This is a genomic window from Hymenobacter baengnokdamensis (assembly GCF_008728635.1).
Lineage (GTDB): Bacteria > Bacteroidota > Bacteroidia > Cytophagales > Hymenobacteraceae > Hymenobacter > Hymenobacter baengnokdamensis.
This window is the reverse complement of record NZ_CP044285.1, coordinates 371,697-394,529: the sequence shown is the minus strand read 5'-3', so window position 1 is coordinate 394,529 and position 22,833 is coordinate 371,697. Positions and strand designations below refer to the sequence as shown.

General features: G+C 53.8%; 37 protein-coding genes. 35 read left to right on the top strand and 2 right to left on the bottom strand.

The genetic code is table 11. From position 1 onward, the window contains the following. Positions 1-16: 16 nt before the first annotated feature. A complete protein-coding gene (locus tag F6X24_RS01685; RefSeq protein ID WP_151086056.1) occupies positions 17-259 on the bottom strand; it encodes a hypothetical protein in 243 nt (80 codons plus the stop codon). Between the two features lie 118 nt (positions 260-377). Here F6X24_RS01685 and F6X24_RS01680 point away from each other — a divergent pair, with 118 nt between their 5' ends. From F6X24_RS01680 to rpsJ, 5 genes are all read left to right on the top strand, one after another. Next, positions 378-704: a DUF3467 domain-containing protein gene (locus F6X24_RS01680; RefSeq protein ID WP_151086055.1), complete on the top strand. Its 327-nt coding sequence runs from the start codon at positions 378-380 to the stop codon at positions 702-704. 132 nt (positions 705-836) lie between these two features. Next, positions 837-1,268 (top strand): 30S ribosomal protein S12, encoded by a 432-nt coding sequence (gene rpsL / locus F6X24_RS01675; RefSeq protein WP_068340417.1) that lies wholly within the window; start codon positions 837-839, stop codon positions 1,266-1,268. 96 nt (positions 1,269-1,364) lie between these two features. Beyond that, positions 1,365-1,832 carry a 30S ribosomal protein S7 gene (gene rpsG, locus F6X24_RS01670; RefSeq protein WP_144846837.1) on the top strand — a complete coding sequence of 156 codons (468 nt, stop codon included), beginning with the start codon at positions 1,365-1,367 and terminating at the stop codon, positions 1,830-1,832. Between the two features lie 111 nt (positions 1,833-1,943). Beyond that, positions 1,944-4,082, top strand: a complete 2,139-nt coding sequence (gene fusA, locus F6X24_RS01665) for an elongation factor G (protein WP_151086053.1) — start codon at positions 1,944-1,946, stop codon at positions 4,080-4,082. Positions 4,083-4,128: 46 nt separating this feature from the next. Then, complete coding sequence (gene rpsJ / locus F6X24_RS01660; RefSeq protein ID WP_151086051.1) at positions 4,129-4,434, top strand: 30S ribosomal protein S10; 306 nt, start codon at positions 4,129-4,131, stop codon at positions 4,432-4,434. Positions 4,435-4,504: 70 nt separating this feature from the next. Here rpsJ and F6X24_RS01655 read toward each other — a convergent pair whose 3' ends face one another. Next, entirely contained in the window at positions 4,505-5,338 is an 834-nt protein-coding gene (locus F6X24_RS01655; protein ID WP_151086050.1) for a glycosyltransferase, read from the bottom strand. 218 nt (positions 5,339-5,556) lie between these two features. On the opposite strand from F6X24_RS01655, the gene F6X24_RS01650 reads away from it, so the two are divergent. From F6X24_RS01650 to rplQ, 30 genes are all read left to right on the top strand, one after another. After that, on the top strand, positions 5,557-6,798 hold the full coding sequence (locus F6X24_RS01650) for an O-antigen ligase family protein (RefSeq protein ID WP_151086048.1): 1,242 nt from the start codon (positions 5,557-5,559) through the stop codon (positions 6,796-6,798). A gap of 190 nt (positions 6,799-6,988) precedes the next feature. Continuing rightward, positions 6,989-7,609 carry a 50S ribosomal protein L3 gene (gene rplC / locus F6X24_RS01645; protein WP_151086047.1) on the top strand — a complete coding sequence of 207 codons (621 nt, stop codon included), beginning with the start codon at positions 6,989-6,991 and terminating at the stop codon, positions 7,607-7,609. 19 nt (positions 7,610-7,628) lie between these two features. Then, positions 7,629-8,276 (top strand): 50S ribosomal protein L4, encoded by a 648-nt coding sequence (gene rplD / locus F6X24_RS01640; protein ID WP_151086045.1) that lies wholly within the window; start codon positions 7,629-7,631, stop codon positions 8,274-8,276. Further along, entirely contained in the window at positions 8,276-8,563 is a 288-nt protein-coding gene (rplW, locus tag F6X24_RS01635; RefSeq protein ID WP_068340438.1) for a 50S ribosomal protein L23, read from the top strand. Before rplD ends, rplW begins: the two co-directional genes overlap by 1 nt. A gap of 33 nt (positions 8,564-8,596) precedes the next feature. Then, the gene (rplB, locus tag F6X24_RS01630; protein ID WP_151086043.1) at positions 8,597-9,424 is read left to right on the top strand and encodes a 50S ribosomal protein L2; all 828 of its coding nucleotides are present in this window, start codon (positions 8,597-8,599) and stop codon (positions 9,422-9,424) included. A gap of 3 nt (positions 9,425-9,427) precedes the next feature. Beyond that, positions 9,428-9,706, top strand: coding sequence for a 30S ribosomal protein S19 (gene rpsS, locus F6X24_RS01625; protein ID WP_068340444.1), 279 nt, complete (start codon positions 9,428-9,430; stop codon positions 9,704-9,706). A gap of 1 nt (position 9,707) precedes the next feature. Continuing rightward, entirely contained in the window at positions 9,708-10,160 is a 453-nt protein-coding gene (gene rplV / locus F6X24_RS01620) for a 50S ribosomal protein L22 (RefSeq protein WP_151086041.1), read from the top strand. Between the two features lie 6 nt (positions 10,161-10,166). Further along, complete coding sequence (gene rpsC / locus F6X24_RS01615) at positions 10,167-11,051, top strand: 30S ribosomal protein S3 (RefSeq protein ID WP_151086040.1); 885 nt, start codon at positions 10,167-10,169, stop codon at positions 11,049-11,051. Positions 11,052-11,144: 93 nt separating this feature from the next. Beyond that, a complete protein-coding gene (rplP, locus tag F6X24_RS01610) occupies positions 11,145-11,573 on the top strand; it encodes a 50S ribosomal protein L16 (protein WP_068340453.1) in 429 nt (142 codons plus the stop codon). Positions 11,574-11,577: 4 nt separating this feature from the next. Next, positions 11,578-11,787 (top strand): 50S ribosomal protein L29, encoded by a 210-nt coding sequence (rpmC, locus tag F6X24_RS01605; RefSeq protein ID WP_151086038.1) that lies wholly within the window; start codon positions 11,578-11,580, stop codon positions 11,785-11,787. A gap of 2 nt (positions 11,788-11,789) precedes the next feature. Continuing rightward, positions 11,790-12,089 carry a 30S ribosomal protein S17 gene (gene rpsQ / locus F6X24_RS01600; protein ID WP_151086037.1) on the top strand — a complete coding sequence of 100 codons (300 nt, stop codon included), beginning with the start codon at positions 11,790-11,792 and terminating at the stop codon, positions 12,087-12,089. A gap of 9 nt (positions 12,090-12,098) precedes the next feature. Further along, positions 12,099-12,467, top strand: coding sequence for a 50S ribosomal protein L14 (gene rplN / locus F6X24_RS01595; RefSeq protein WP_068340463.1), 369 nt, complete (start codon positions 12,099-12,101; stop codon positions 12,465-12,467). A 3-nt stretch (positions 12,468-12,470) separates the two neighbouring features. Continuing rightward, on the top strand, positions 12,471-12,734 hold the full coding sequence (rplX, locus tag F6X24_RS01590; protein WP_151086035.1) for a 50S ribosomal protein L24: 264 nt from the start codon (positions 12,471-12,473) through the stop codon (positions 12,732-12,734). 12 nt (positions 12,735-12,746) lie between these two features. Then, positions 12,747-13,304 carry a 50S ribosomal protein L5 gene (rplE, locus tag F6X24_RS01585; protein WP_133656908.1) on the top strand — a complete coding sequence of 186 codons (558 nt, stop codon included), beginning with the start codon at positions 12,747-12,749 and terminating at the stop codon, positions 13,302-13,304. After that, positions 13,304-13,573: a 30S ribosomal protein S14 gene (rpsN, locus tag F6X24_RS01580; RefSeq protein ID WP_144846881.1), complete on the top strand. Its 270-nt coding sequence runs from the start codon at positions 13,304-13,306 to the stop codon at positions 13,571-13,573. Before rplE ends, rpsN begins: the two co-directional genes overlap by 1 nt. Positions 13,574-13,903: 330 nt before the next feature. Beyond that, on the top strand, positions 13,904-14,302 hold the full coding sequence (rpsH, locus tag F6X24_RS01575) for a 30S ribosomal protein S8 (RefSeq protein ID WP_151086033.1): 399 nt from the start codon (positions 13,904-13,906) through the stop codon (positions 14,300-14,302). A 22-nt stretch (positions 14,303-14,324) separates the two neighbouring features. Next, complete coding sequence (rplF, locus tag F6X24_RS01570; RefSeq protein ID WP_151086031.1) at positions 14,325-14,882, top strand: 50S ribosomal protein L6; 558 nt, start codon at positions 14,325-14,327, stop codon at positions 14,880-14,882. Positions 14,883-14,891: 9 nt separating this feature from the next. Continuing rightward, a complete protein-coding gene (gene rplR / locus F6X24_RS01565; protein ID WP_151086030.1) occupies positions 14,892-15,242 on the top strand; it encodes a 50S ribosomal protein L18 in 351 nt (116 codons plus the stop codon). Positions 15,243-15,248: 6 nt separating this feature from the next. Then, entirely contained in the window at positions 15,249-15,863 is a 615-nt protein-coding gene (gene rpsE, locus F6X24_RS01560; RefSeq protein WP_133656913.1) for a 30S ribosomal protein S5, read from the top strand. Positions 15,864-15,870: 7 nt separating this feature from the next. After that, positions 15,871-16,050, top strand: coding sequence for a 50S ribosomal protein L30 (gene rpmD, locus F6X24_RS01555; RefSeq protein ID WP_151086028.1), 180 nt, complete (start codon positions 15,871-15,873; stop codon positions 16,048-16,050). Positions 16,051-16,065: 15 nt separating this feature from the next. Beyond that, positions 16,066-16,512 (top strand): 50S ribosomal protein L15, encoded by a 447-nt coding sequence (gene rplO, locus F6X24_RS01550; RefSeq protein WP_151086026.1) that lies wholly within the window; start codon positions 16,066-16,068, stop codon positions 16,510-16,512. Between the two features lie 22 nt (positions 16,513-16,534). Then, entirely contained in the window at positions 16,535-17,851 is a 1,317-nt protein-coding gene (gene secY, locus F6X24_RS01545; protein WP_151086024.1) for a preprotein translocase subunit SecY, read from the top strand. Between the two features lie 9 nt (positions 17,852-17,860). Continuing rightward, entirely contained in the window at positions 17,861-18,643 is a 783-nt protein-coding gene (gene map / locus F6X24_RS01540) for a type I methionyl aminopeptidase (protein WP_151086022.1), read from the top strand. A gap of 5 nt (positions 18,644-18,648) precedes the next feature. Then, on the top strand, positions 18,649-18,867 hold the full coding sequence (gene infA / locus F6X24_RS01535; protein ID WP_035567874.1) for a translation initiation factor IF-1: 219 nt from the start codon (positions 18,649-18,651) through the stop codon (positions 18,865-18,867). Positions 18,868-18,890: 23 nt separating this feature from the next. Beyond that, a complete protein-coding gene (gene rpmJ / locus F6X24_RS01530; protein WP_068340511.1) occupies positions 18,891-19,007 on the top strand; it encodes a 50S ribosomal protein L36 in 117 nt (38 codons plus the stop codon). 113 nt (positions 19,008-19,120) lie between these two features. Beyond that, positions 19,121-19,498, top strand: a complete 378-nt coding sequence (gene rpsM / locus F6X24_RS01525) for a 30S ribosomal protein S13 (RefSeq protein WP_151086021.1) — start codon at positions 19,121-19,123, stop codon at positions 19,496-19,498. A 128-nt stretch (positions 19,499-19,626) separates the two neighbouring features. Continuing rightward, the gene (rpsK, locus tag F6X24_RS01520; protein WP_068340513.1) at positions 19,627-20,019 is read left to right on the top strand and encodes a 30S ribosomal protein S11; all 393 of its coding nucleotides are present in this window, start codon (positions 19,627-19,629) and stop codon (positions 20,017-20,019) included. A 26-nt stretch (positions 20,020-20,045) separates the two neighbouring features. Beyond that, positions 20,046-20,651 carry a 30S ribosomal protein S4 gene (gene rpsD, locus F6X24_RS01515; RefSeq protein ID WP_151086019.1) on the top strand — a complete coding sequence of 202 codons (606 nt, stop codon included), beginning with the start codon at positions 20,046-20,048 and terminating at the stop codon, positions 20,649-20,651. A 168-nt stretch (positions 20,652-20,819) separates the two neighbouring features. Beyond that, the gene (locus tag F6X24_RS01510; protein ID WP_151086017.1) at positions 20,820-21,809 is read left to right on the top strand and encodes a DNA-directed RNA polymerase subunit alpha; all 990 of its coding nucleotides are present in this window, start codon (positions 20,820-20,822) and stop codon (positions 21,807-21,809) included. 242 nt (positions 21,810-22,051) lie between these two features. Further along, on the top strand, positions 22,052-22,633 hold the full coding sequence (gene rplQ, locus F6X24_RS01505) for a 50S ribosomal protein L17 (protein WP_151086015.1): 582 nt from the start codon (positions 22,052-22,054) through the stop codon (positions 22,631-22,633). Positions 22,634-22,833 lie beyond the last annotated feature (200 nt).

Below are 22,833 nucleotides of genomic sequence, written 5' to 3'. Positions count from 1 at the left end.
AGTCGGGGGTTTTTGCTTACTTGGGAAGTGAATTTATTTTTCTTCGGCGAAGAGCAACTTTAACTGCAAGTACATTTTCTTCCGACTCTGTTATCTTAATTTTTGCCTCATTAATACTGTTCTGAATAGCTTTTTTACTTTCTTGAGGATATCTACCTGAAGGGCTAAAACTTCTGGAATTACTAAGTTTTTGTTGTTCTTTCTCAAGTATTTTTTCATTCTTTTTAACTTGATTACGTGCCTGATTAATTGTTTGCATATGTTTTTGTTTAAGGTTAAATGTGATTATTTTGTGTTTTGAGAGTATTACACAAGTTTTGTAGCTGAAAGTTTAAATATTATTAATGAAATTATCTTAATATTTAAAAAAGATAAAAATGCAACCCACCCAACCCCAGAACCCCGACCCCAACGCGCTCAACATTGAGCTAAGCGAAGCCATTGCCGAAGGCGAGTATGCTAACCTGGCCCTGATTGCACATAGCAGCAGCGAGTTTGTAGTAGATTTCATTCGCATGATGCCCGGCGCGCCCAAGGCCAAAGTGAAAGCCCGCGTCATTCTCACGCCCGAGCACGCCAAGCGCCTGCTTTCGGCGCTGGAAGAAAATATCCAGCGCTTCGAGCAGAGCTTCGGTCCCATCAAGGTGCATCAGGAAGCGCCCAGCTATCCAATGAACTTCGGCGGCGCGGTAGGGGAGGCGTAGAGTGCAGCTTACCTAACCGCCAGTAAACGGAAAATTAACTTTTTCAGCGAGTTTGCTATTGCCAAACCTTTTTCCTACCTTTGCAGGCCTGAAAATTTGGGAGCAAACGGCTCTCGTTCAACCAATCGCTAAATGCCAACCATCAACCAACTAGTACGGAAAGGCCGGGAAGCTTTGACTACCAAGTCGAAGTCGCCCGCTCTTGATTCGTGCCCGCAGCGTCGGGGCGTATGCACTCGCGTGTATACCACCACGCCTAAGAAGCCGAACTCGGCTATGCGCAAAGTGGCCCGTGTGCGCCTTACCAATGGTAAGGAAGTAAACGCATACATTCCCGGTGAAGGCCACAACCTCCAGGAGCACAGCATCGTGCTCATTCGCGGAGGCCGGGTAAAAGACCTGCCAGGTGTTCGCTACCACATCATCCGTGGTGCCCTCGACACCGCCGGTGTAAGTGGCCGCTTGCAGCGCCGCTCGAAGTACGGCGCCAAGCGCCCGAAGCCGGGCCAGCCCGCCGCAGCCGCAGGTAAAGGTGGCAAAGGCGCTCCTGCCAAGAAGAAGTAATTTAATAGTTGTCAGTTGCTAGTTGTCAGTTGTCAGGCCGGATTTCGGTGTTCGCAACTGACAGCTGGCAGCTTACAACTGACAACTAGTTAAACCATGCGTAAGTCTAAACCGAAAAAGCGCATCCTCCTGCCGGACCCCAAGTTCAAGGAGACGCTCGTAACCCGCTTCGTCAATTACATGATGTATGACGGGAAGAAGAACCTGGCCTATACCATTTTCTACGATGCCGTAGAACAGGTAGAGACCCGCACTAAAGAGAACGGCCTCGAAATGTGGCGCAAAGCGTTGAACAACGTGATGCCGACCGTCGAGGTAAAGAGCCGCCGCGTGGGCGGGGCTACGTTCCAGGTGCCGATTGAAGTGCGCGCCGACCGCCGCATTGCTGTTGGCTCGAAATGGCTGATTCAGTACGCTCGTCGCCGTGGGGAGAAAACCATGAAAGACAAGCTGGCTGGCGAAATCATTGCTGCTGCCAAAGGTGAAGGGGCTGCCGTTAAGAAAAAAGACGACACCCACCGCATGGCCGAAGCCAACAAAGCCTTCTCGCACTTCCGTTTCTAATATACGCGAACGTTTAGCGGGTTGATGAGCTTAGATTGAATGTTTAACCAGCTTTGGTTGTCTTCTTTCCTGAACTCATCAATCCGCTAACGCGCTAATTAACCTACCGTAATGGCAGTCAACAAAGAGCTACAATACCTGCGCAATATTGGCATCATGGCCCATATTGACGCCGGCAAAACGACTACCTCGGAGCGGATTCTGTACTACACCGGCAAAACCCACAAGATTGGGGAGGTGCACGACGGAGCCGCTACGATGGACTGGATGGAGCAGGAGCAGGAACGTGGTATCACCATCACGTCGGCCGCTACTACTACCTTCTGGAACTATCCGACTGATGCGCAGGGCAACACGGTTCCTGAGACGCACCAGTACAAAATCAACCTCATCGATACGCCTGGTCACGTTGACTTTACGGTAGAGGTGGAGCGCTCGCTACGCGTGCTCGACGGTGCCGTGGCGCTGTTCTGCGCCGTATCGGGCGTAGAGCCGCAGTCGGAGACGGTATGGCGTCAGGCTGATAAGTATAGCGTTCCGCGCATATGCTTCGTCAACAAGATGGACCGCGCCGGTGCTGACTTCTTCAAGGCGGTAAGCGAAATCAAAGATAAGCTCGGCGCTAACCCGGTGCCGCTGCAAATCCCGATTGGTGCTGAAGATACCTTTAAAGGTGTAGTCGACCTGCTCACGGGTAAAGCCATTGTGTGGGACGATGCTACCGAAGGCAAGTCGTACAACGAAATTCCGGTTCCCGAGGACCTCGTGGACACCGTGGCCGAGTGGCGCGAAAAGCTCATCGAAAGTGTTGCCGAATATGACGACACCTTGATGGAGAAATTCTTTGAGGACCCCGAGAGCATTACCCGCGACGAGATGATGGTCGTTATCCGCAAAGCGGTTATCGACATGAAGTTCTCGCCCGTACTCTGTGGCTCGGCCTTCAAGAATAAAGGTGTGCAGACGATGCTCGATGCTGTAATGGCTTACCTGCCATCGCCGCTCGACATGCCTGCTATCATGGGCACCAACCCCGATACCGGGGCTGAGGTAGAGCGCCACCCCGATAACTCGGAGCCTTTTACTGCGCTGGCGTTCAAAATTGCCACCGACCCTTACGTTGGTCGCCTCTGCTTCTTCCGCTGCTACTCGGGCGTGCTCGATGGTGGTTCGTACGTGCTCAACAACCGCACCGGCAAGAAGGAGCGTATCTCGCGCCTCATGCAGATGCACTCCAACAAGCAGAACCCGATTGACAAGATTCAGGCGGGCGACATCGCGGCTGGTGTTGGCTTCAAAGACATCAAAACCGGCGATACGCTGACGGACGAGAAAAACCCGCTGGTACTGGAGTCGATGTCGTTCCCGGAGCCGGTAATCGGCTATGCTATCGAGCCCAAGACGCAGGCCGACGTTGACAAAATGGGTATGGCTATCGCCAAGCTCATTGAGGAAGACCCGACCCTGCGCGTGAACACGGATGAGGAGACTGGCCAGACCGTACTGCGCGGTATGGGCGAACTCCACCTCGAAATCATCATCGACCGCATGCGTCGGGAATTCAAAGTAGAAATCAACCAGGGTGCTCCCCAGGTTGCCTACAAAGAAATCCTGACCAAGAAAGTTGACCACCGTGAAACCTACAAGAAGCAAACCGGTGGCCGCGGTAAGTTCGGCGACATTGTGTTTGAGCTTGGTCCGAAAGAGACGGAGCCCGAAAAGCCCGGCTTCGAATTCGAGAATGGTATCGTGGGCGGTGTGATTCCCCGCGAATTCATTGCGCCTATCCAGAAGGGCTTTGAAGAGGCCATGAAGCAGGGCCCATTGGCTGGCTTCCCAATTGAGGGCATGAAGGTGCGTCTGTACCACGGCTCTTTCCACGACGTTGATTCGGACGCGCTGTCGTTCGAACTCGCCGCCCGTGGTGGCTTCCGCGAAGCAGCCCGCAAAGCAGGTCCGAAGCTACTTGAGCCTATCATGGCCGTAGAAGTAGTTTGCCCCGACGAATATACTGGCCCGGTAACGGGTGACCTTAACCGCCGCCGTGGCCTGATGAAGGGCATGGATACCAAAGGTGGTGCCCAGGTTATCAAAGCCGATGTGCCACTGTCGGAGCTGTTTGGCTACGTTACCGACCTGCGTACGCTGTCGTCGGGCCGTGCCTCGGCTTCGCTTACTTTCTCGCACTACGAGACCGTGCCGCAAAACATGGCCGATGCCATCATTGCTAAAATAAAAGGCGGTAAATAGTTTTCTTTCAGCTTGTTAACCCTGAGGCAATCGGCCTCTCCCAACCATGAATCAAAAAATCAGAATCAAGCTGAAAAGCTACGACCACACGTTGGTCGATAAGTCGGCCGAGAAAATCGTGAAAGCGGTTAAAGCGACCGGCGCTATCGTAAGCGGCCCGATTCCGTTGCCTACGGAAAAGGAGAAGTACACCGTACTTCGCTCACCCCACGTAAACAAGAAGAGCCGGGAGCAATTCCAGCTTTGCACCTACAAGCGGCTGGTTGATATTTTCTCGACCAGCAGCAAAACGGTAGATGCACTCATGAAGCTGGAACTGCCCAGCGGCGTGGACGTTGAAATTAAAGTCTGAGCCTGAGCTTAGGTATCAAAAAAAGCCCTATCAGTAGTTACTGATGGGGCTTTTTTGCTCCTGGTATATCTTAAAAAGGCGATTTTTGTATCAAGCCATAAGGCGTAAAGGCAACCCCGTCGCGCACTACCTGTTCGTATAGCGCCTTGCTTATTTCGGGCCGGGGAAGGAGCTTGTGATGGCAATGGTAAGCAACAGATATATTAAGGACCGGGACTATTTTTATTCCATTTAACCGCAGTCGAAAATCAATATCCGAATCCTCGCCGAAAGTAGGAGCAGTATAGCGTTCGTCGAACCCATTAATGGCTTCAAAATCAGACTTCATCACCGAAAAGTTGGCCCCTAGCAGGCCGCGCTCTTTGCGGTTGAAATAGCGCCGTAACAAGGGATTCGTTACGTAGAAGCCATTCATAAAGTGGAACGTACGCTGCCTCAAAAAATCAGCCAGCTGGCCCAGCATAATAGCCGGGCTTTGCAGGATGCCCTGCCGCACCAGCTCAGGCGTAAGCTGAACTGTGAGCCGCGCTGATATATCAATGCGCCGGCCGGCCAGGCAGCGGCCCAGGCCACCGTGGGCTAGGTGTTCGGCCACAAAAGCAGGATGAGGAATGCAGTCGCCATCCAAAAAGAGTAGCTGCTGGCCTTGAGCCAGCCGAATGGAGGCGTTGAGGATTCGGTTTTTTAGAAAGCCCGCGTCGGGGTGCCAATTGTGAGTGATTTTTAACGGAGAGCTTTGACGAAGGGCGGTAAGTTGGGCAACAAAGGCTTCGTTGGAGCCATCGTCGGAGATGATGACTTCAAAGTCTTTTTCTGTCTGGGTCTCGAGGCCGGCCAGTACCAGCTGCAGGAAGTCGAACCGGTTATAAACAGAAATAATAACAGATGCTTTAGGAGAAGCCATGAGCAAAAATAGCGCTTAGGGATGCGAAGATGGATAAGTAGAGCACCTGATTGATGCCGTTTTGCCCAACGCGCGTTGCCTGCCCAATAGTCTTACGCAAGAGCGACGTGTACTTTTTTAGGCTGCTTACCTTTGTCTACTATCATTGCTGCCAAAATTTGACTGGTTTCGCCTGGGCACTGGCAGGCACCCCCTAATTGGTATGTACTGTTTATCGAATGCGGCGTTTTTTTTCGGAGTCCCGGGTACGACAGCTGAGTGTAGGCTGGGTAGGAGTAATTATTGGCGGCTTGTTCCTGACGCGCTGGGTGCTGGTATTGCCTAGCATTGGAATAGCCGGCTTTCTGCTTACCGCAACAGGGTATGCCTTGCAGCACAGGGGAATAGCGCAGCGCAGCTATACTCCCCAGCTGCTAAGCTTTGTGGTGGTTTATACAGTGCATATGCTGGCCGGGCTGCTGCACAGCAATATCGACAATCAGGATTTTCAAAAAGACCTGCTCCTGCAACTGCCCTTTTTGCTTTTGCCTATCGCTTTCGTGTTGCTGCCAAGCTGGGGCACAGCGCAAAAGCAGCAGGTATGGCTTATACTTATTAGCTGCTGTCTACTCTCCGCCCTGGGAGCTACCATCCATTATCTGCACCACTTTAAAGAGATAGACGCGCTTTATTTCCGCTCACAGGTAATGCCCACTGAGCCAGACCATATTCGTTTCAGCTTACTGATAAGCATTGCCATCGTTGCTGGGATAGATATGCTGTTTACGCAAGGCGTTGCCCGAAGCCTGAAGTTCGCAGTAGCTGTCAGCATCACGCTACTCTTTCTGTTTCAGCATCTACTTGCGGTGCGCAGTGGGCTGCTTACCTTATATGCCGCCATTTTTACTTACCTGGGCGGCCTGCTTTTTTACCAGGGTCGCTGGAAGCCGGCAGTGCTGGGCCTGCTGGCTATCGGGGCCATTGGGGGCTCCTGCCTCTTGCTGTTTCCGACGCTCCAGATTCGGATTAGGAACACCGTGTTTGATACGCAGCATCGCCATATGGCTAGCGCCGCCAATAATTTTTCGGTTACTTCCCGTATCTACTCCTACGAAGTAGCCCAATCTATCTGGCGGCAGCACCCGCTACTGGGCATAGGGAAAGTAGCGTTACCCCGGGCAATGGCACAGCAGTACAGCTACCGTTACCCCGAAATAAGCGCTGAGAACTATGCGCTGCCTCATAATCAGTTTTTGTATAACGCAGTCGCCTATGGATTGCTGGGCCTGCTGCTCTTTTTACTCGGGTTTTATTATCCGCTCTGGCGGGCACTCAAGGAGCATAACATTCAGGCGGTGGCAATATATTGTATAATATCACTATCCTTTCTGAGTGAATACACCCTGGAAACCAATATTGGCGTTATTGTCGGGGTCCTGTTTATGTTGGTAGCCTTAGCCCCGGTTAGCGAAACAATTTAGTAGATAACGATTAATATATTTATCATTTTGTGTGCTGCTTATCGCCAGCCTTGCGGTAGCTAACAGCCTGAGTGAAAATTATTTTATGAGCCAACTTGGTTTTTCTAAGCAAAAACCACTACCTTTGCACTCCCTTAGCGAAAAGGCCACTCGGGCCTTTTCTTTTTGTGTCATTTAATATCCACACAGAATGCCTGGCATCATCGGTAAAAAAATCGGTATGACAAGCCTCTTCACTCCGGACGGGAAGAACATTCCCTGCACGCTCATCGAAGCGGGTCCGTGCGTAGTGACGCAGGTTAAAACTGTCGAAACTGACGGCTATAATGCTGTTCAGCTCGGCTACGGCGAGAAAAAAGCCAAGCGTACTACCAAGGCGCTGGCTGGTCACTTCGCGAAAGCCGGTACCACCCCCAAAAAGCGCCTTGTTGAGTTCCGCACGGAAGACATCGCAACGTATACCCTGGGCAGCACGGTTGAAACCTCGCTGTTCGAAGAAGGTGAGTTCGTTGACGTAGTAGGCACCTCGAAAGGTAAAGGCTTTCAAGGGGTTGTAAAGCGCTATAACTTCCAGGGTGTGGGTGGTCAAACCCACGGTCAGCACAACCGTCTGCGTCACCCCGGTTCTATCGGTGCGTGCTCGTGGCCTTCGCGCGTATTCAAGGGAATGCGCATGGGTGGCCGCATGGGCACCGACCGCGTCAAGATTCAGAACCTGAAAGTGATGCGTATTGTGGCTGATAAGAACCTGATTCTGGTGAGTGGCTCGGTGCCCGGTGCCAAGAACGGCTACGTGGTTCTGGAGAAATAACCTGCTAAGCTTACTAGAGATGGAACTGTCCGTATTCAATAGCAAAGGCGAAGACACCGGCCGCAAGGTTACGCTGTCCGACGCCGTGTTCGGCCACGAGCTGAACGAGCACGTCATGTACCTCGACGTGAAGCAGTACCTGGCCAACCAGCGCCAGGGAACGCACAAATCGAAGGAGCGCGCCGAAATTGCCCGCACCACCAAAAAACTTAAGAAGCAGAAAGGTACCGGCGGTGCCCGTGCTGGTTCGATGAAGTCGGGTGTGTTTGTAGGTGGTGGCCGCATGTTTGGTCCACGCCCGCGCGACTATAGCTTCAAGCTAAACAAGAAAACCAAGCGCGTTGCGCGTTTGTCGGCTTTGTCGGTGCTGGCCCGCGAGGGTAAAGTGGCACTGGTTGAAAACCTGGCTTTCAGCGCTCCCCGCACGAAAGACTTCGTGGCCGTTTTGGATGGCCTGAAGCTTAACAACGGTCGCAAGACCTTGTACGTGACCGGTGAGGCTACCGATAAAAACCTGCTTCTCAGCGCTCGCAACGTGCAGAAAGTGAAGATTTCAACTGCTGTAGGTCTCAACACCCACGACCTGTTGAACACCGACACGCTGCTCATCAGCGAGGATGGCCTGCGTTCGCTGGAGCAATTGTACACCTCTAACTCCGCCGAATAATGAGCACGCTGAAACGCCCCATTATCACCGAGAAGGCTACCAGCCTCACCGAAACCGGCCGCTACGTATTCGAAGTGGAACGCACGGCCAACAAGGTGCAGATTAAGAAAGACATCGAGCAGCTTTATGGCGTCACCGTGACTGGCATCAACACGATGCGCACGATTGGCAAAATCAAGTCGAAGGCTACCAAAGGTGGCCAGGTTTCGGGTCGTCGCGCCCACGGCAAAAAAGCCGTTGTGACCCTGAAGGACGGTGACATCATCGATTTCTACGGCAATATCTAATTGCCTTCGCCGCAAAAGCCCAACTAGCTAGTAATGGCACTTAAAAAACTCAGACCAACTACGCCAGGCCAACGCTTCCGCGTGGCCCCGGCCTTCGACGAGCTAACGACGTCGACGCCGGAGAAGTCGTTGCTGACCTCGCTCAAAAAGAGCGGCGGCCGTAACTCTTCGGGTAAAATGTCGAACCGCTACATCGGCGGCGGACATAAGACCCAGTATCGTATCGTAGACTTTAAGCGTGACAAGAACGGTGTTCCGGCCACGGTAAAGACTATTGAGTACGACCCCAACCGCACGGCGCGCATCGCCCTGCTGCACTATGCCGACGGCGAGAAGCGCTACATTATCGCCCCCGCCGGCCTGAACGTAGACGCGACCATCGTATCGGGTCCTGGCGTAGCTCCCGACCTCGGCAACGCGTTGCCGCTTCGGGAGATGCCCCTCGGTACTATCGTGCACAACATCGAGCTGCAGCCCGGCCAAGGTGCCGCTATCGCCCGCTCAGCCGGCACATATGCCCAGCTGGTAGCCCGCGAAGAGCGTTACGCTACCCTCAAGCTGCCCTCCGGCGAGATGCGCATGGTACTCGTTACCTGCACGGCCACGGTTGGTACGGTATCGAACGGCGACCATATGAACGTGGTGATGGGCAAAGCCGGTCGCAACCGTTGGGCTGGTCGTCGCCCCCGCGTTCGTGGTGTAGCCATGAACCCTGTTGACCACCCAATGGGTGGTGGTGAAGGTAAATCGTCGGGTGGTCACCCACGTAGCCGTAACGGTATCTTCGCCAAGGGTCAGAAGACCCGCAACAAGAACAAGTATTCTGAAAACCTGATTGTCAGCCGCAAAGGCAAGAAGTAATATATGGCACGTTCACTCAAAAAAGGGCCGTACATTGACTTCCGGCTCGAGAAAAAGGTAGAAGCGCTCGAAAGCGCTGGCAAGAAGTCGGTGGTTAAAACATGGTCGCGGCGCTCGATGATTTCGCCCGACTTCGTAGGCCACACCTTCGCAGTCCACAACGGGAACAAGTTCATCCCGGTCTATGTAACTGAAAACATGGTGGGCCACAAGCTCGGCGAGTTTGCGCCCACGCGCAACTTCCGCGGTCACGTCGCCAAAAAAGATAAAGGCAAGCGTTAAGATGGAAGCAGTAGCCAAACTCCGCAACGTACCTACCTCGCCGCGCAAAATGCGCTTGGTAGCCAATCTGGTACGCGGCAAGCGCGTTACCCAGGCCCTCGGTCTGCTCCGCTTCGAAGCCAATTCGGGTGCTGAGCGCATCGAAAAGCTTCTCTTGTCGGCGCTAGCCAACTGGCAGGCTAAGAATGCTGACGAGCGTATCGAAGATGCTGACCTCTACGTGACCGAAATCATGGTCGACGAAGGACGGCAACTGAAGCGTCTGCGCCCTGCGCCCCAAGGTCGCGGTCACCGTATCCGCAAGCGTAGCAACCATGTTACCCTGGTAGTAGGGCCGCCCCTCGAATCGCAGCTGACGCGTAAAGAGCGCAACAAGCTGAATCGTAGCGGTAACCAACCAGTAGCTGCGCCCGACAACAACAAGCCTGCCAACGAAACCCCTGCCAACGCTTAATCTATCATGGGACAGAAAGTAAATCCCGTCGGTTTCCGACTCGGCGTTATTAAAGGCTGGGACTCAAACTGGTACGGCGGCAAGGATTTTGCCGACAAACTCGTTGAGGACGAGAAAATCCGTAAGTACATCAACGCCCGTATTCAAAAGGGCGGTATCTCGCGCATCGTTATCGAGCGCACCCTGAAGCGGATTACCATCACCATCAACACGGCTCGTCCGGGTGTGGTAATCGGTAAAGGCGGCCAGGAGGTTGATAAGATTAAGGACGAACTCAAGGAAATCACCAAGAAGGACGTTCAAATCAACATCTTCGAGATTAAGCGCCCCGAGCTGGACGCTCGCCTGGTAGGGGAGAGCATCGCGCAGCAGCTGGCTGCTCGTATCTCGTTCCGTCGCGCCATGAAGATGTCTATCCAGGCTGCTATGCGGGCTGGTGCTGAAGGCATTAAAATTCAGTGTGGTGGCCGCCTGGGTGGTGCTGAGATTGCTCGCTCGGAGCAGTACAAAGAAGGTCGTACGCCGCTGCACACGCTGCGCGCCGACATCGACTATGCCCTGTCGGAAGCCCAAACGGTATATGGCAAAATCGGCATTAAGGTGTGGGTAATGCGCGGTGAGGTATTCGGCAAGCCCGACCTCTCGCCCAACCAGGTTCCGGCTGGTCAGCAAGGTGGTGATGACCGTGGTGGCCGTGGTGGCGACCGTGGCCCGCGCCGCGATGGCGACCGCAACGACCGTGGTCCGCGTCGCGATGGCGACCGTGGTCCGCGTCGTGACGGCGCAGCCGGTGGCCCCCGTGGTGGTCAGGGTGGCCCCCGTGGTGGTCAGGGTGGTGGCCCTGCTGGCGGTGGCAACCGCGGCGGCCAGGGTGGCGGTCCCCGTCGCTAGGTTACAGTAAACTAGTCTGAGCCGTATCCTGAATCGTTTCGTTCAGGGTACGGTTCACTGCTAATATTTTTCAAGTTTTCTTTTTTTACTCAAATGTTACAACCGAAAAGGACCAAGTATCGCAAGATGCAAAAGGGTCGCGTAACAGGCCTGGCCTACCGCGGCAGCTCCATAGACTTCGGTTCGTTCGCGCTTAAGTCACTGGAAATCTCTTGGATTACGGCTCGCCAGATTGAGGCAGCTCGTATTGCCATGACCCGTGCCATGAAACGCGAAGGGCAAGTATGGATTCGCATTTTCCCAGATAAGCCAATTACCAAGAAGCCGGCTGAAGTGCGGATGGGTAAGGGTAAAGGTTCGCCCGAGTATTGGGTAGCCTGCGTGAAGCCTGGCCAAATCATGTTTGAATCGGATGGCGTGAGCCTCGAAACCGCGAAGGAGTCGCTGCGTCTGGCGGCTCAGAAGCTGCCGGTTCGTACCTCATTTGTAGTTCGTCGCGACTACGTAGAGAACGCTGCTTAATCCGATGAAAAACGAAGAAATCCGCGCCCTGTCGCTCGACGACCTGCGCACGCAAATCAAAACCGAGCAAACCAACGGCCAGCAGATGCGCTTCGCGCACGCTATCAGCCCGCTCGAAAACCCCGGCCGCCTGAAGGCCAACCGCAAAACCGTTGCTCGCCTGCAAACGGAGCTTTCGCGTCGGAACAATGAGCAGGCTTCTAACCAAGCTTAGTAATGGAACCGACTCAAGAAAACCTGTTGCCGGCTCACGATGCTGCTTCGGACCGCAACATGCGGAAAGAAATCGTGGGTAAGGTGACCAGCAACAAGATGGATAAGTCCATCACGGTGGCGGTAGTAGCCAAGCACCAGCACCCGATTTACGGTAAGTTCGTGAGCAAGACCACCAAGTTCCATGCCCACGACGAGAAAAACGAGTGCGGTGAAGGTGACCTGGTGCGCATCATGAGCACCCGCCCCTTGAGCAAGACCAAGCGCTGGCGCCTGGTTGAAATTGTTGAACGTGCTAAATAATCCTGAACGATGATACAGCAAGAATCCCGCCTCACGGTAGCCGACAATAGCGGCGCCAAGGAAGTGCTCTGCATCCGCGTACTGGGTGGCACGGGCAAGAAGTATGCTACGGTTGGTGATAAAATTGTGGTAGCTATCAAGTCGGCAATTCCTTCGGGTAATGCCAAGAAAGGTACTGTTAGCAAGGCTGTTATCGTGCGCGTGAAGAAAGAAATCCGTCGCAAGGACGGCTCTTACATCCGCTTCGACGACAACGCGGCCGTACTGCTCAACAACAACGACGAGCCCCGCGGCACGCGCATCTTCGGGCCGGTGGCCCGCGAGCTGCGCGAGAAGCAGTTCATGAAAATCGTATCGCTGGCCCCCGAAGTAATCTAACCAATGGCAACCAAAGCAAAAGCCCCGGCCGTGCACCTGCACGTGAAATCCGGCGACCTCGTGAAGGTTATTGCCGGCGACGAGCGCGGCAAAACCGGCACCATCAAATCGGTAAACCGCTCTACGCAGCGGGTTATCGTAGAAGGCCTGAACCTGGTAACGAAGCACAACAAGCCGAGTGCCAAGAATCCCCAGGGTGGCATCACCAAAATCGAGAGCCCCATGCACGTGTCGAACGTGAAGAAGGTTGATTCGGCCAACGCTTAATTCGTTACGATAATGGCTCGACTGAAAGATAAATATCAGAAAGAAGTAGTACCCGCGCTCCAGGAGAAATTCCAGTTCAAGAGCATCATGCAGGTACCGCGCATCACCAAAATCTGCATCAACCGGGGCATCGGTGCCGCTGTTGCTGACAAGAAACTGGTTGATAACGGCGTAGAGGAGCTGACGACCATCACGGGTCAGAAAGCGGTTCCAACTATCGCAAAGCGCTCGGTTTCTAACTTCAAACTCCGGGAAGGTATGCCCATTGGTGCGCGCGTAACGCTGCGCGGCGAGCGGATGTATGAATTCCTGGACCGTCTGCTGACGGTAGCCTTGCCCCGCGTGCGGGACTTCAAAGGCATCAACGACAAGGGCTTCGATGGCCGGGGTAACTATACCCTCGGCGTGAAGGAGCAGATTATCTTCCCTGAGATTTCGATTGATAAAATCAAAGGCATCTCCGGTATGGATATCACCTTCGTAACGACGGCCGAAAACGACGAGCAGAGCTACGAGCTGCTCCGCGCTTTCGGTATGCCCTTCGCCAACGCTAAAAAGGAAGCTGAATAATGGCTAAAGAATCCATCAAAGCCCGGGCCCGCAAGCGCGTTGCCCTGGTAGCCCGCTACGCTGAGAAGCGCAAGGCCCTGAAAGCCGCCGGCGACTACGCTGGCCTCGACAAGCTGCCCCGCAACGCGTCGCCCGTGCGCCTGCACAACCGCGACATGATTGACGGCCGCCCCCGAGGCTACATGCGTAAGTTTGGCATCAGCCGAGTTCGCTTCCGCGAAATGGCGCTGGCTGGTAAGATTCCCGGCGTGACGAAGTCGAGCTGGTAATCTACTAAAATTGCCCAAAAGAAATTCCCAAGTTAAAGTCTTCAGACTTTAACTTGGGAATTTCTTTTGGGCTTAAAAAGAATAGTGACGAATAAAAGTCAGCTGAGAGTTTGCATAAGTGCCACACTTCCTGCTACCTTTGCACCCCGAAAAAGCTTAAGGTACACCGTGGGCTTGCCCACTCATTTGGCAGGTTGCCGAAAGAAACCATGGGCCGGCCCCGACAGCCGAGCCCAGTAGTCTTAACTGAAATTTCGTTGTACGGCAGTAGCTAGTGCGTCGAAATTTTCTTATCTTTGCGGTCCCAAAACCAGGGCCTATTTTAACTAAATGAATACTGACCCGATTGCCGATTACCTCACCCGGTTGCGCAACGCCATTAAGGCGAACCACCGGGTAGTGGAAATCCCGGCCAGCAACATCAAAAAGGAAATCACGAAAGTGCTCTATCATAAGGGCTACATTCAGAGCTACCGTTTTGATGAGACTTCGGCCCAAGGTGTGATTAAAATCGCCCTGAAGTATAACCCCACTACGAAAGCCCCGGCTATCACCAAGCTGGAGCGCGTGAGCACTCCCGGTCTGCGTCAGTATCGGCACGTCGAGAACCTGCCCCGCGTACTGAGCGGTTTGGGCGTCGCCATCCTGTCTACCTCGAAAGGGGTAATGACCGAGAAGGAGGCTAAAAACGAGAACGTGGGCGGCGAGGTGCTGTGCTACGTGTACTAACCTGCTAAGCCCTAGTATCTATATGTCCCGCATTGGCAAACTACCGATTGCACTGCCCGCCGGCGTGCAGGTATCGGTCGACAACGAGAACACCGTAACGGTGAAAGGCCCGAAAGGCACCCTGACCCAAGCTGTAGACCGCGACATCGCGGTAGCTATGGAGGATGGGCAGGTAGTAGTGACCCGCCCGACCGAGCAAAAGCGCCACAAGGCCATGCACGGCCTGTACCGCTCGCTCATCAACAACATGATTACGGGTGTAAACACCGGCTTCGAGCATAAGCTCGAACTGGTAGGTGTAGGCTACAAGGCCGCCCTGGCTGGCCAGTCGCTGGAACTGTCGCTGGGCTACTCGCACAACGTGTACCTGGCGCTGCCCAAAGAAGTATCGGCCACGGCCGTTACCGAAAAAGGTAAAAACCCCATTGTAACCCTGACCAGCATCGATAAGCAACTTATCGGTCAGGTAGCCGCCAAAATTCGCTCCTTGCGGAAAGTCGAGCCTTACAAAGGCAAGGGTGTGCGCTTCGTGGGTGAAATCGTTCGTCGTAAAGCCGGCAAGACTGCCGCTAAAAAGTAATCTAGTATCATGGCTTTCGATAAAGCAACTCGCCGGAAGCGCATTCAGCGCATCATCCGCACGAAAGTGTCCGGCACATCGGAGCGCCCGCGCCTGTCGGTGTTCCGCTCTAACACGGGCATCTACGCCCAGATTATCGACGACACGGCCGGCCGCACGCTGGCTGCCGCTTCGTCGAAGAAGGTAACCGCCGAAGGTGGTAACGGGGTGGCGCTGGCCGCTGCCGTAGGCCGCGAAATCGCCGCCAAGGCGCAGGAGGCTGGCATCACGAAAGTGGTGTTCGACCGCTCGGGTTACCTCTATCACGGTCGTATTAAATCATTGGCAGAAGGAGCCCGCGAAGGCGGCCTCAATTTCTAAGGCATCATGGCAGAGTATAACAATAACAACCGTGGTGGCGCTCCTGGAGGAAACGACCGCGGTGGCAACAACCGGGGCGGCAATGACCGTCGCGGCAACGACCGCGGTGGCCGCGGCAACGATAGCTCGGTTCAGGGCGACTCGGATTTCAAAGAAAAAGTAGTAGCCATCAACCGCGTAGCCAAAGTGGTGAAAGGTGGTCGTCGCTTCAGCTTCTCAGCTATCGTAGTGGTAGGCGACGGCAAGGGCAACGTGGGCTACGGCCTGGGCAAAGCTAACGAGGTGACCGATGCCATTGCCAAAGGCATTGACGACGCTCGCAAGAACGTAGTGAAAGTGCCGCTCTATAAGCATACGGTTCCCCACGTAATGGAGGGCCGTTACGGTGGAGGTTTTGTACTCGTGCAGCCCGCTGCGGCTGGTACGGGCGTAATCGCCGGCGGTGCCATGCGTGCCGTGTTCGAATCGGCTGGTATCAAAGACGTACTGGCCAAGTCGAAAGGCTCGTCGAACCCCCACAACGTAGTAAAGGCTACCTTTGCTGCCCTAGCCAAGATGCGCGACCCGATGCAAATTGCTCAGGCGCGCGGCATTTCTCTCGCTCGCGTATTTAACGGTTAAGTTGACCATGCCACAGATTCAAGTAAAGCTCGTGCGCAGCGCCATCGACCGCCCCGAGCGTCAGAAGCGCACTGTGCAGGCCCTCGGCCTGAATAAAATGAACAGCACTGCTACTCACGAAGCCAATCCCAGCATCCTGGGTATGGTAGCTTCGGTAAAGCACCTGCTGGAAGTAACCGAACTGTAAGCGTTTATCCCAGTCATGAATCTTTCCAATCTAAAACCCGCCGCTGGCTCGACGCGCAACAACAAGCGTCTTGGCCGCGGTGAAGGCTCAGGCGGTGGTGGTACTGCTACCCGTGGTCACAAAGGTGCTAAGTCACGCTCGGGCTACTCGCGCAAGTCGGGCTTCGAAGGCGGCCAGATGCCCCTGCAGCGTCGTGTGCCGAAATTCGGTTTCACGAACATCAACCGTGTTGAGTACAAAGGTATTAACCTGGACGTGCTGCAAAGCTTGCTCGAAAAGGGTACTGTAACTTCGATGGACCAAGCCTACTTTGTAGAGGCCGGGCTGGTATCGAAGAATGCTAAAATCAAAATTCTGGGCCGCGGTGAGCTGACTGCTGCTTTGGAGGTACACGCTCATGCTTTTTCAAAGACTGCCCAAGAGGCTATCGAGAAGGCTGGTGGCAAAGTAGTTACGCTGTAACTTATATTGTTAGAAAGTAGCAATGAATAAGTTTATCAACACGATAAAAAACATTTTTGCGATTGAGGATTTGCGTACGCGAATCCTCAATACGCTATTTTTCATTGCTATCTATCGGCTCGGCTGTTACGTCGTATTGCCTGGTGTTGACCCAACCCGCCTGAAGGCAGGTAGCGGCGGGGTATTCGGCATTCTGGATACGCTGCTGGGTGGGGCGTTTAGTCACGCTTCCATCTTCGCGCTGGGCATTATGCCCTACATTTCGGCTTCTATTGTGTTGCAGCTGCTCACGATTGCAGTACCTTACTTTCAGAAGCTCCAGAAGGAAGGCGAATCAGGCCGCAAGAAAATTAACCAGTATACCCGCTTGCTGACCATCCCGATTGTGATGGCGCAGTCAGTGGGTTTTCTGGCTACTATCAATGCGGAGGCGATAACTAATCCAGGCACCTTCTTCACTGTCTCTACGATGCTCATCATCACAGCCGGCACGCTGTTTTGTATGTGGCTGGGTGAGAAGATTACCGATAAAGGCATCGGGAACGGTATTTCCATGATTATCATGATTGGAATTGTTTCGCGCCTGCCCGGTGCCCTTATTGGCGAAGCAGCTGCTAAAGGCATTAACAAGTCGCTGATTTTCCTGCTGGAGCTGGTGGTGCTGTTCCTGGTAGTAATGGCCGTTATCGTACTTACGCAGGCTGTTCGCCGTATTCCGGTGCAGTATGCAAAGCAGGTAGGCGGTACTACGCAGCTTGATGCGCAGCGGCAGTTTATACCGTTGAAAGTCAATGCGGCAGGTGTAATGCCCATCATCTTTGCCCAGTCGCTGATGTTTGTGCCTAGCATTGCCGCCTCCGCATGGGATAAGAATAGTGATTTGGCAGCGACCATAGCCGCCTACTTTTCTCCTGAGCACTGGGTATACAATACGGTATTCGCTTTATTGATTATTGTATTTACCTATTTTTATACTGCAATTAGCGTCAACCCCAACCAGATTGCGGATGACCTGAAGCGGAGCGGCGGTTTCGTGCCGGGTGTGAAGCCGGGGCGCGATACCTCCGAATTTATAGATGATATCCTGACGCGTGTGACGTTGCCCGGAGCAGTAGCCCTGGCGTTGATTGCCATCTTCCCAACCATGGCGCTGTTGCTGGGTGTGACTCGCCCCTTGTCGCTGTTCTACGGCGGTACTTCCCTTATCATCATGGTGGGGGTAGTACTTGATACGCTGAACCAGATAGAAAGCTATCTGCTGATGCGACATTACGATGGAATGATGAAGTCGGGCAAGCTGCGCGGCCGGGCTACCGAACCAGTAGCATTGGCTTCGTAAACGGAAACCATGGCGACGGGCAATATTCAGTATAAGACAGAAGAAGAAATTGACTTGATGCGCGCCGCCGGGCAGCTACTGGCGCGTGCGCATGGGGAAGTAGCTACGCTGGTTCGGGAAGGAGTTACGACGCGAGAGTTGGACCGCCGCGCCGAAGAGTTCATTCGCGACCACGGAGCTACTCCTTCGTTCAAGGGTTTATACGGTTTTCCGCATAGCCTCTGCCTGAGCCCAAACGCAGTAGTGGTACACGGGTTTGCTACCGATGAACCCTTGAAAAGTGGTGATATTTTGTCGGTAGATTGCGGGGTGTTGCTCAACGGCTACCACGCAGATAGTGCCTATACTTACCCAATCGGGGAAGTATCGCCGGAAGTACGGCAGCTGCTGAAGGAAACAGAGGCTTCGCTGTACAAAGGCATTGAGCAGGCCGTGGCTGGTAACCGCGTTGGCGATATCAGCTTTGCCATTCAGAACCATGTTGCCCCGAAAGGGTACGGCGTGGTGCGCGAGTTGGTAGGGCACGGGGTAGGTGCCAGTCTTCATGAAAAGCCTGAAGTCCCTAACTACGGTAAGCGTGGTTCCGGGCCTCTGCTGCAAACCGGAATGACCCTGGCGATTGAGCCGATGGTAACGCTGGGCAAGAAGGATGTGGTACAGGAAAAGGATGGCTGGACTATCCGGACCCGTGATAAAAAAGCCGCTGCGCACTTTGAGCACACGGTTGTTGTTAGAAAAGACAAGGCAGAGATTCTGACTTCGTTTGAATATATAGAAAAAGCACTGCAGTAGCCCTTATGGCAAAACAAGCCTCCATCGAGCAGGACGGTACCATCCTCGAAGCCCTTTCTAACGCCATGTTTCGCGTGGAATTGGAAAATGGCCACCAGCTGATTGCCCATATCTCGGGCAAGATGCGGATGCACTATATTAAAATTCTGCCCGGCGACAAGGTAAAACTGGAGATGTCGCCCTACGACTTGTCGAAGGGTCGTATAAAGTATCGTTACAAGTAATTTTTTTCGTTCTTTTCAAGGTCATGAAAGTAAAAACCTCGGTGAAGAAACGTAGCGTTGATTGCAAAATCATCCGTCGCAACGGCAAGCTCTACGTTATCAACAAGAAGAACCCCCGCTTCAAGCAGCGTCAGGGCTAAATCATTTTCAGAAACCCGGAGCCTTGGGTACTGGCTGGTTTGAACTTTTATTCATCCAGCCGCCTTCCAAGCCGCTGCCGGGCTTTCTGGTCCGCAAACACCTAACAACCACTATGGCTCGTATCGCAGGGGTAGACATCCCGGACAACAAGCGCGGCGAAATCGCCCTGACTTACATTTTCGGCATTGGCCGGAGCAACTCGGTTAAAATCCTCACTCAAGCTGGCATTGATGTCAACAAGAAAGTGAAGGATTGGACTGAAGCTGAAGCAAGCGAGGTGCGTAACATCATCGCGGCTGGGCACAAAACCGAAGGCGTATTGCGTTCGGAGATTCAGCTCAACATCAAGCGTTTGATGGACATTGGCTGCTATCGTGGCCTGCGTCACCGCAAAGGCCTGCCGGTGCGCGGCCAGCATACCAAAAACAACTCGCGTACCCGGAAGGGCAAGCGCAAAACTGTTGCTGGTAAGAAGAAAGCAACGAAATAATTCATAGCGGCAATCGAAATTTCAATTAGCAGTGAACAGTTAGCAGCCTGAGCGACTTCAACTGCTAGCTGTTCACTGCTAATTGATAACTAAAATTTCAACACCTGCCGTGTTTCAGCGATAACCAAATGGCACAAAAAAGAAAAGACAAAGCCAAAAAGCGGCTTGTCGTGGTGGAGCAGGTGGGCCAGGTCCACATCCGCGCCTCCTTTAACAACATCATTATCTCGGTAACCAACTCCAATGGTCAGGTAATTTCCTGGGCTTCGGCAGGCAAAATGGGTTTCCGGGGCTCGAAGAAAAACACTCCCTACGCTGCCCAAATGGCAGCTACGGATTGCGGCAAAGTAGCTCATGACCTGGGCATGCGCAAAGCCGAAATCTTCGTGAAAGGCCCGGGCGCTGGCCGTGAGTCGGCTATTCGCGCCCTGGGTAATGTGGGCATTGAAGTGACGACCATTCGCGACGTGACGCCGCTGCCGCACAACGGCTGCCGCCCGCCCAAGCGTCGCCGCGTTTGATTTTTCATTTCTGTTAGTAAACCCACATGGCACGTTATACTGGCCCTACCGCCAAAATCGCCCGCCGCTTTTCGGAGCCGATTTTCGGCCCGAGCAAAGCGCTCAATAAGAAAAACTATCCGCCCGGCCAGCACGGCCGTGGCCGCCGCAAGAAGCAGTCGGAATATGCTGTCCAGCTAATGGAGAAGCAGAAAGTGAAGTACCTGTACGGTGTGCTGGAGAAATACTTCGAAAATCTGTTTCACAAAGCGGCTGTACTGCCCGGCATCACGGGTGAAAACCTGCTTGGCCTGCTGGAGTCACGGCTGGACAATGTGGTGTACCGCCTTGGTATCGCCAGCACCCGTCGCGCTGCTCGTCAGCTGGTGTCGCACAAGCACATCACCGTGAACGGTGAAGTAGTAAACATTCCTTCGTACAAGCTCCGCGCCGGCGACCAGGTTGGGGTGCGGGAGAAGTCGAAGTCGCTCGAAGCTATCACGACCAGCCTGACGGTTCGCAATGCGCGTCAGTTCTCGTGGCTGGAGTGGGACGGCAAGGACATGGTGGGCACGTTCACCAACATGCCGTCGCGTGAGTTGATTCCGGAGAAAATTACGGAGCAGCTCATCGTCGAACTGTATTCGAAGTAATAAAGGCACTTGGTGCGGCCCGGGCTCGGCTCGGGCCGCACTTATGCTGACCCCATCCCCGGCTCGTCCCCGGTGGGGGCGGGGAACCTGTTTTAGGCAACAGGTTGGTTTTGGGGAACTTAGCAAGCTTCGGCTTGCTTTACTTTTAAATAACTAAACGCCCCACATATGTCAATCTTAGCTTTTCAGATGCCGGAGAAGGTGGTGATGGAGAAATCCGACGACTTCACCGGAACGTTTGAATTCAAGCCTCTGGAGAAGGGCTACGGCGTCACGATTGGGAACGCGCTGCGGCGCATTCTGCTGTCGTCGCTGGAGGGCTTCGCCATTACGTCGGTGCGCACGACTTCGGTGCTGCACGAATTCTCGACGATTGAAGGGGTGATTGAGGATATGTCCGAAATCATCCTGAACCTCAAACAGGTGCGCTTCAAGAAAATCAGCGACGCCATTGAGGACAAGATTACGGTGCGCGTAAGCGGTCAGGACAGCTTTACGGCTGGCGACATTGGCAAGTTTGCCGTAGGCTTTCAGATTCTGAATCCGAAGCTGGTTATCTGCAACCTTGACCCAGCCAAGGAGCTGGAGTTTGAGCTGACGATTGCGCGGGGCCGGGGCTACGTACCCGCCGACGAGAACAAGCCCACCGACCAGGTTTTTGGTCAGATTGCCATTGATGCTATCTACACGCCTATCAAGAACGTGAAGTACAGCATCGAGAACACGCGCGTAGAGCAGAAGACTGACTACGAGCGGTTGCTGATTGAAATTCAGACCGACGGTTCGATTCATCCGGAGGAGGCGCTGAAAGGGGCCGCCAATATTCTGATTCAGCACTTTATGCTGTTTTCAGACAGCACGATGCAGCTGAGCGGTAACCGCCCGGTAGCTGCTGAGCCGATTGATGAGGAAACCCTCGCTATGCGCAAGGTGCTGAAAACTTCGCTCGGCGAGATGGACCTTTCGGTACGGGCTTACAACTGCCTGAAAGCGGCCGACATCAAGACCCTGGGCGAGTTGGTACAGCTCGACATGGCCGACATGATGAAGTTCCGCAACTTCGGTAAGAAGAGCCTCACTGAGCTGGAAAACCTGGTTGAGGAAAAGGGGCTGCACTTCGGCATGGACCTGAGTAAGTATCGCCTCGACGAAGACTAGCGTTTCAAATGTGGGAGATGGAAGAATGTAAAATGTGGTAGACGCCGCGCTTTATGCTTCCAGCTCCCACATTTTTAGGTTAAAAGTAGGGCAGGCGAGTGGAAAGGCCATTTTCACATCTCCCACATTTTCAAATTTCCACATTTTTCAATCCGCTACGCCCTCGGGATTAGGGTTCTAATGAGGTCCGTTGACCCGCCGTGGTCCTGGTCCGCAAGCGTAGCATTTAACTAAATTGTCCGATGAGACACGGTAAAAAAATCAACCACCTGGGGCGTACGGCCTCCCACCGCAACGCGATGCTGTCGAACATGGCTTCGTCGCTCATTCTTCACAAGCGCGTAACTACGACGGTTGCCAAAGCTAAAGCTTTGCGCCAGTTTGTGGAGCCATTGCTGACTAAGGCTAAAGACGATACGACGCACTCGCGCCGCACTGTTTTCGCTACCCTGCAAAGCAAGGAGAGCATCAAGGAATTGTACGGAGAGATTGCCGGCCGGATTGCCAACCGTCCGGGTGGCTATACCCGCATTCTGAAGCTGAGCGCTACCCGCGCCGGTGACAACGCCGATATGTGCATCATTGAGCTGGTTGACTTTAATGAGACGCTGCTCGAAGCCAAGAATGCCGCTGAAGCTAAAACTACCACTACCCGTCGTTCGCGTCGTCGGGGTGGCAAGTCGGAGGCTGGTAATGAAGCTGGTACGTCGGCCGCTGTAGTGGCTGATGCTCCGGCTGCCACTACTACCGAGTCGGCTCCGGCTGACACGGCTACCGACACGCTGACCAACGGGGAAACCCGCGAGCAAGCTGCCGCTGAGTAGTCTGCTGCTACGTAATAGAAAAAGGGACGTGCTTCACGGCACGTCCCTTTTTTTGTGCGCTATTGAGGATGTAACGCCTGTCTTATCGTAAAACGTGCTCAAAGGCAACTGTGAGCGTGAGAACCAGTATTACGAGTGGCAGAAGATAGAAGCGGCGTAAACCGATTAGGCAACCCAGGGGCTGGAGGCCGGGTGGAAGC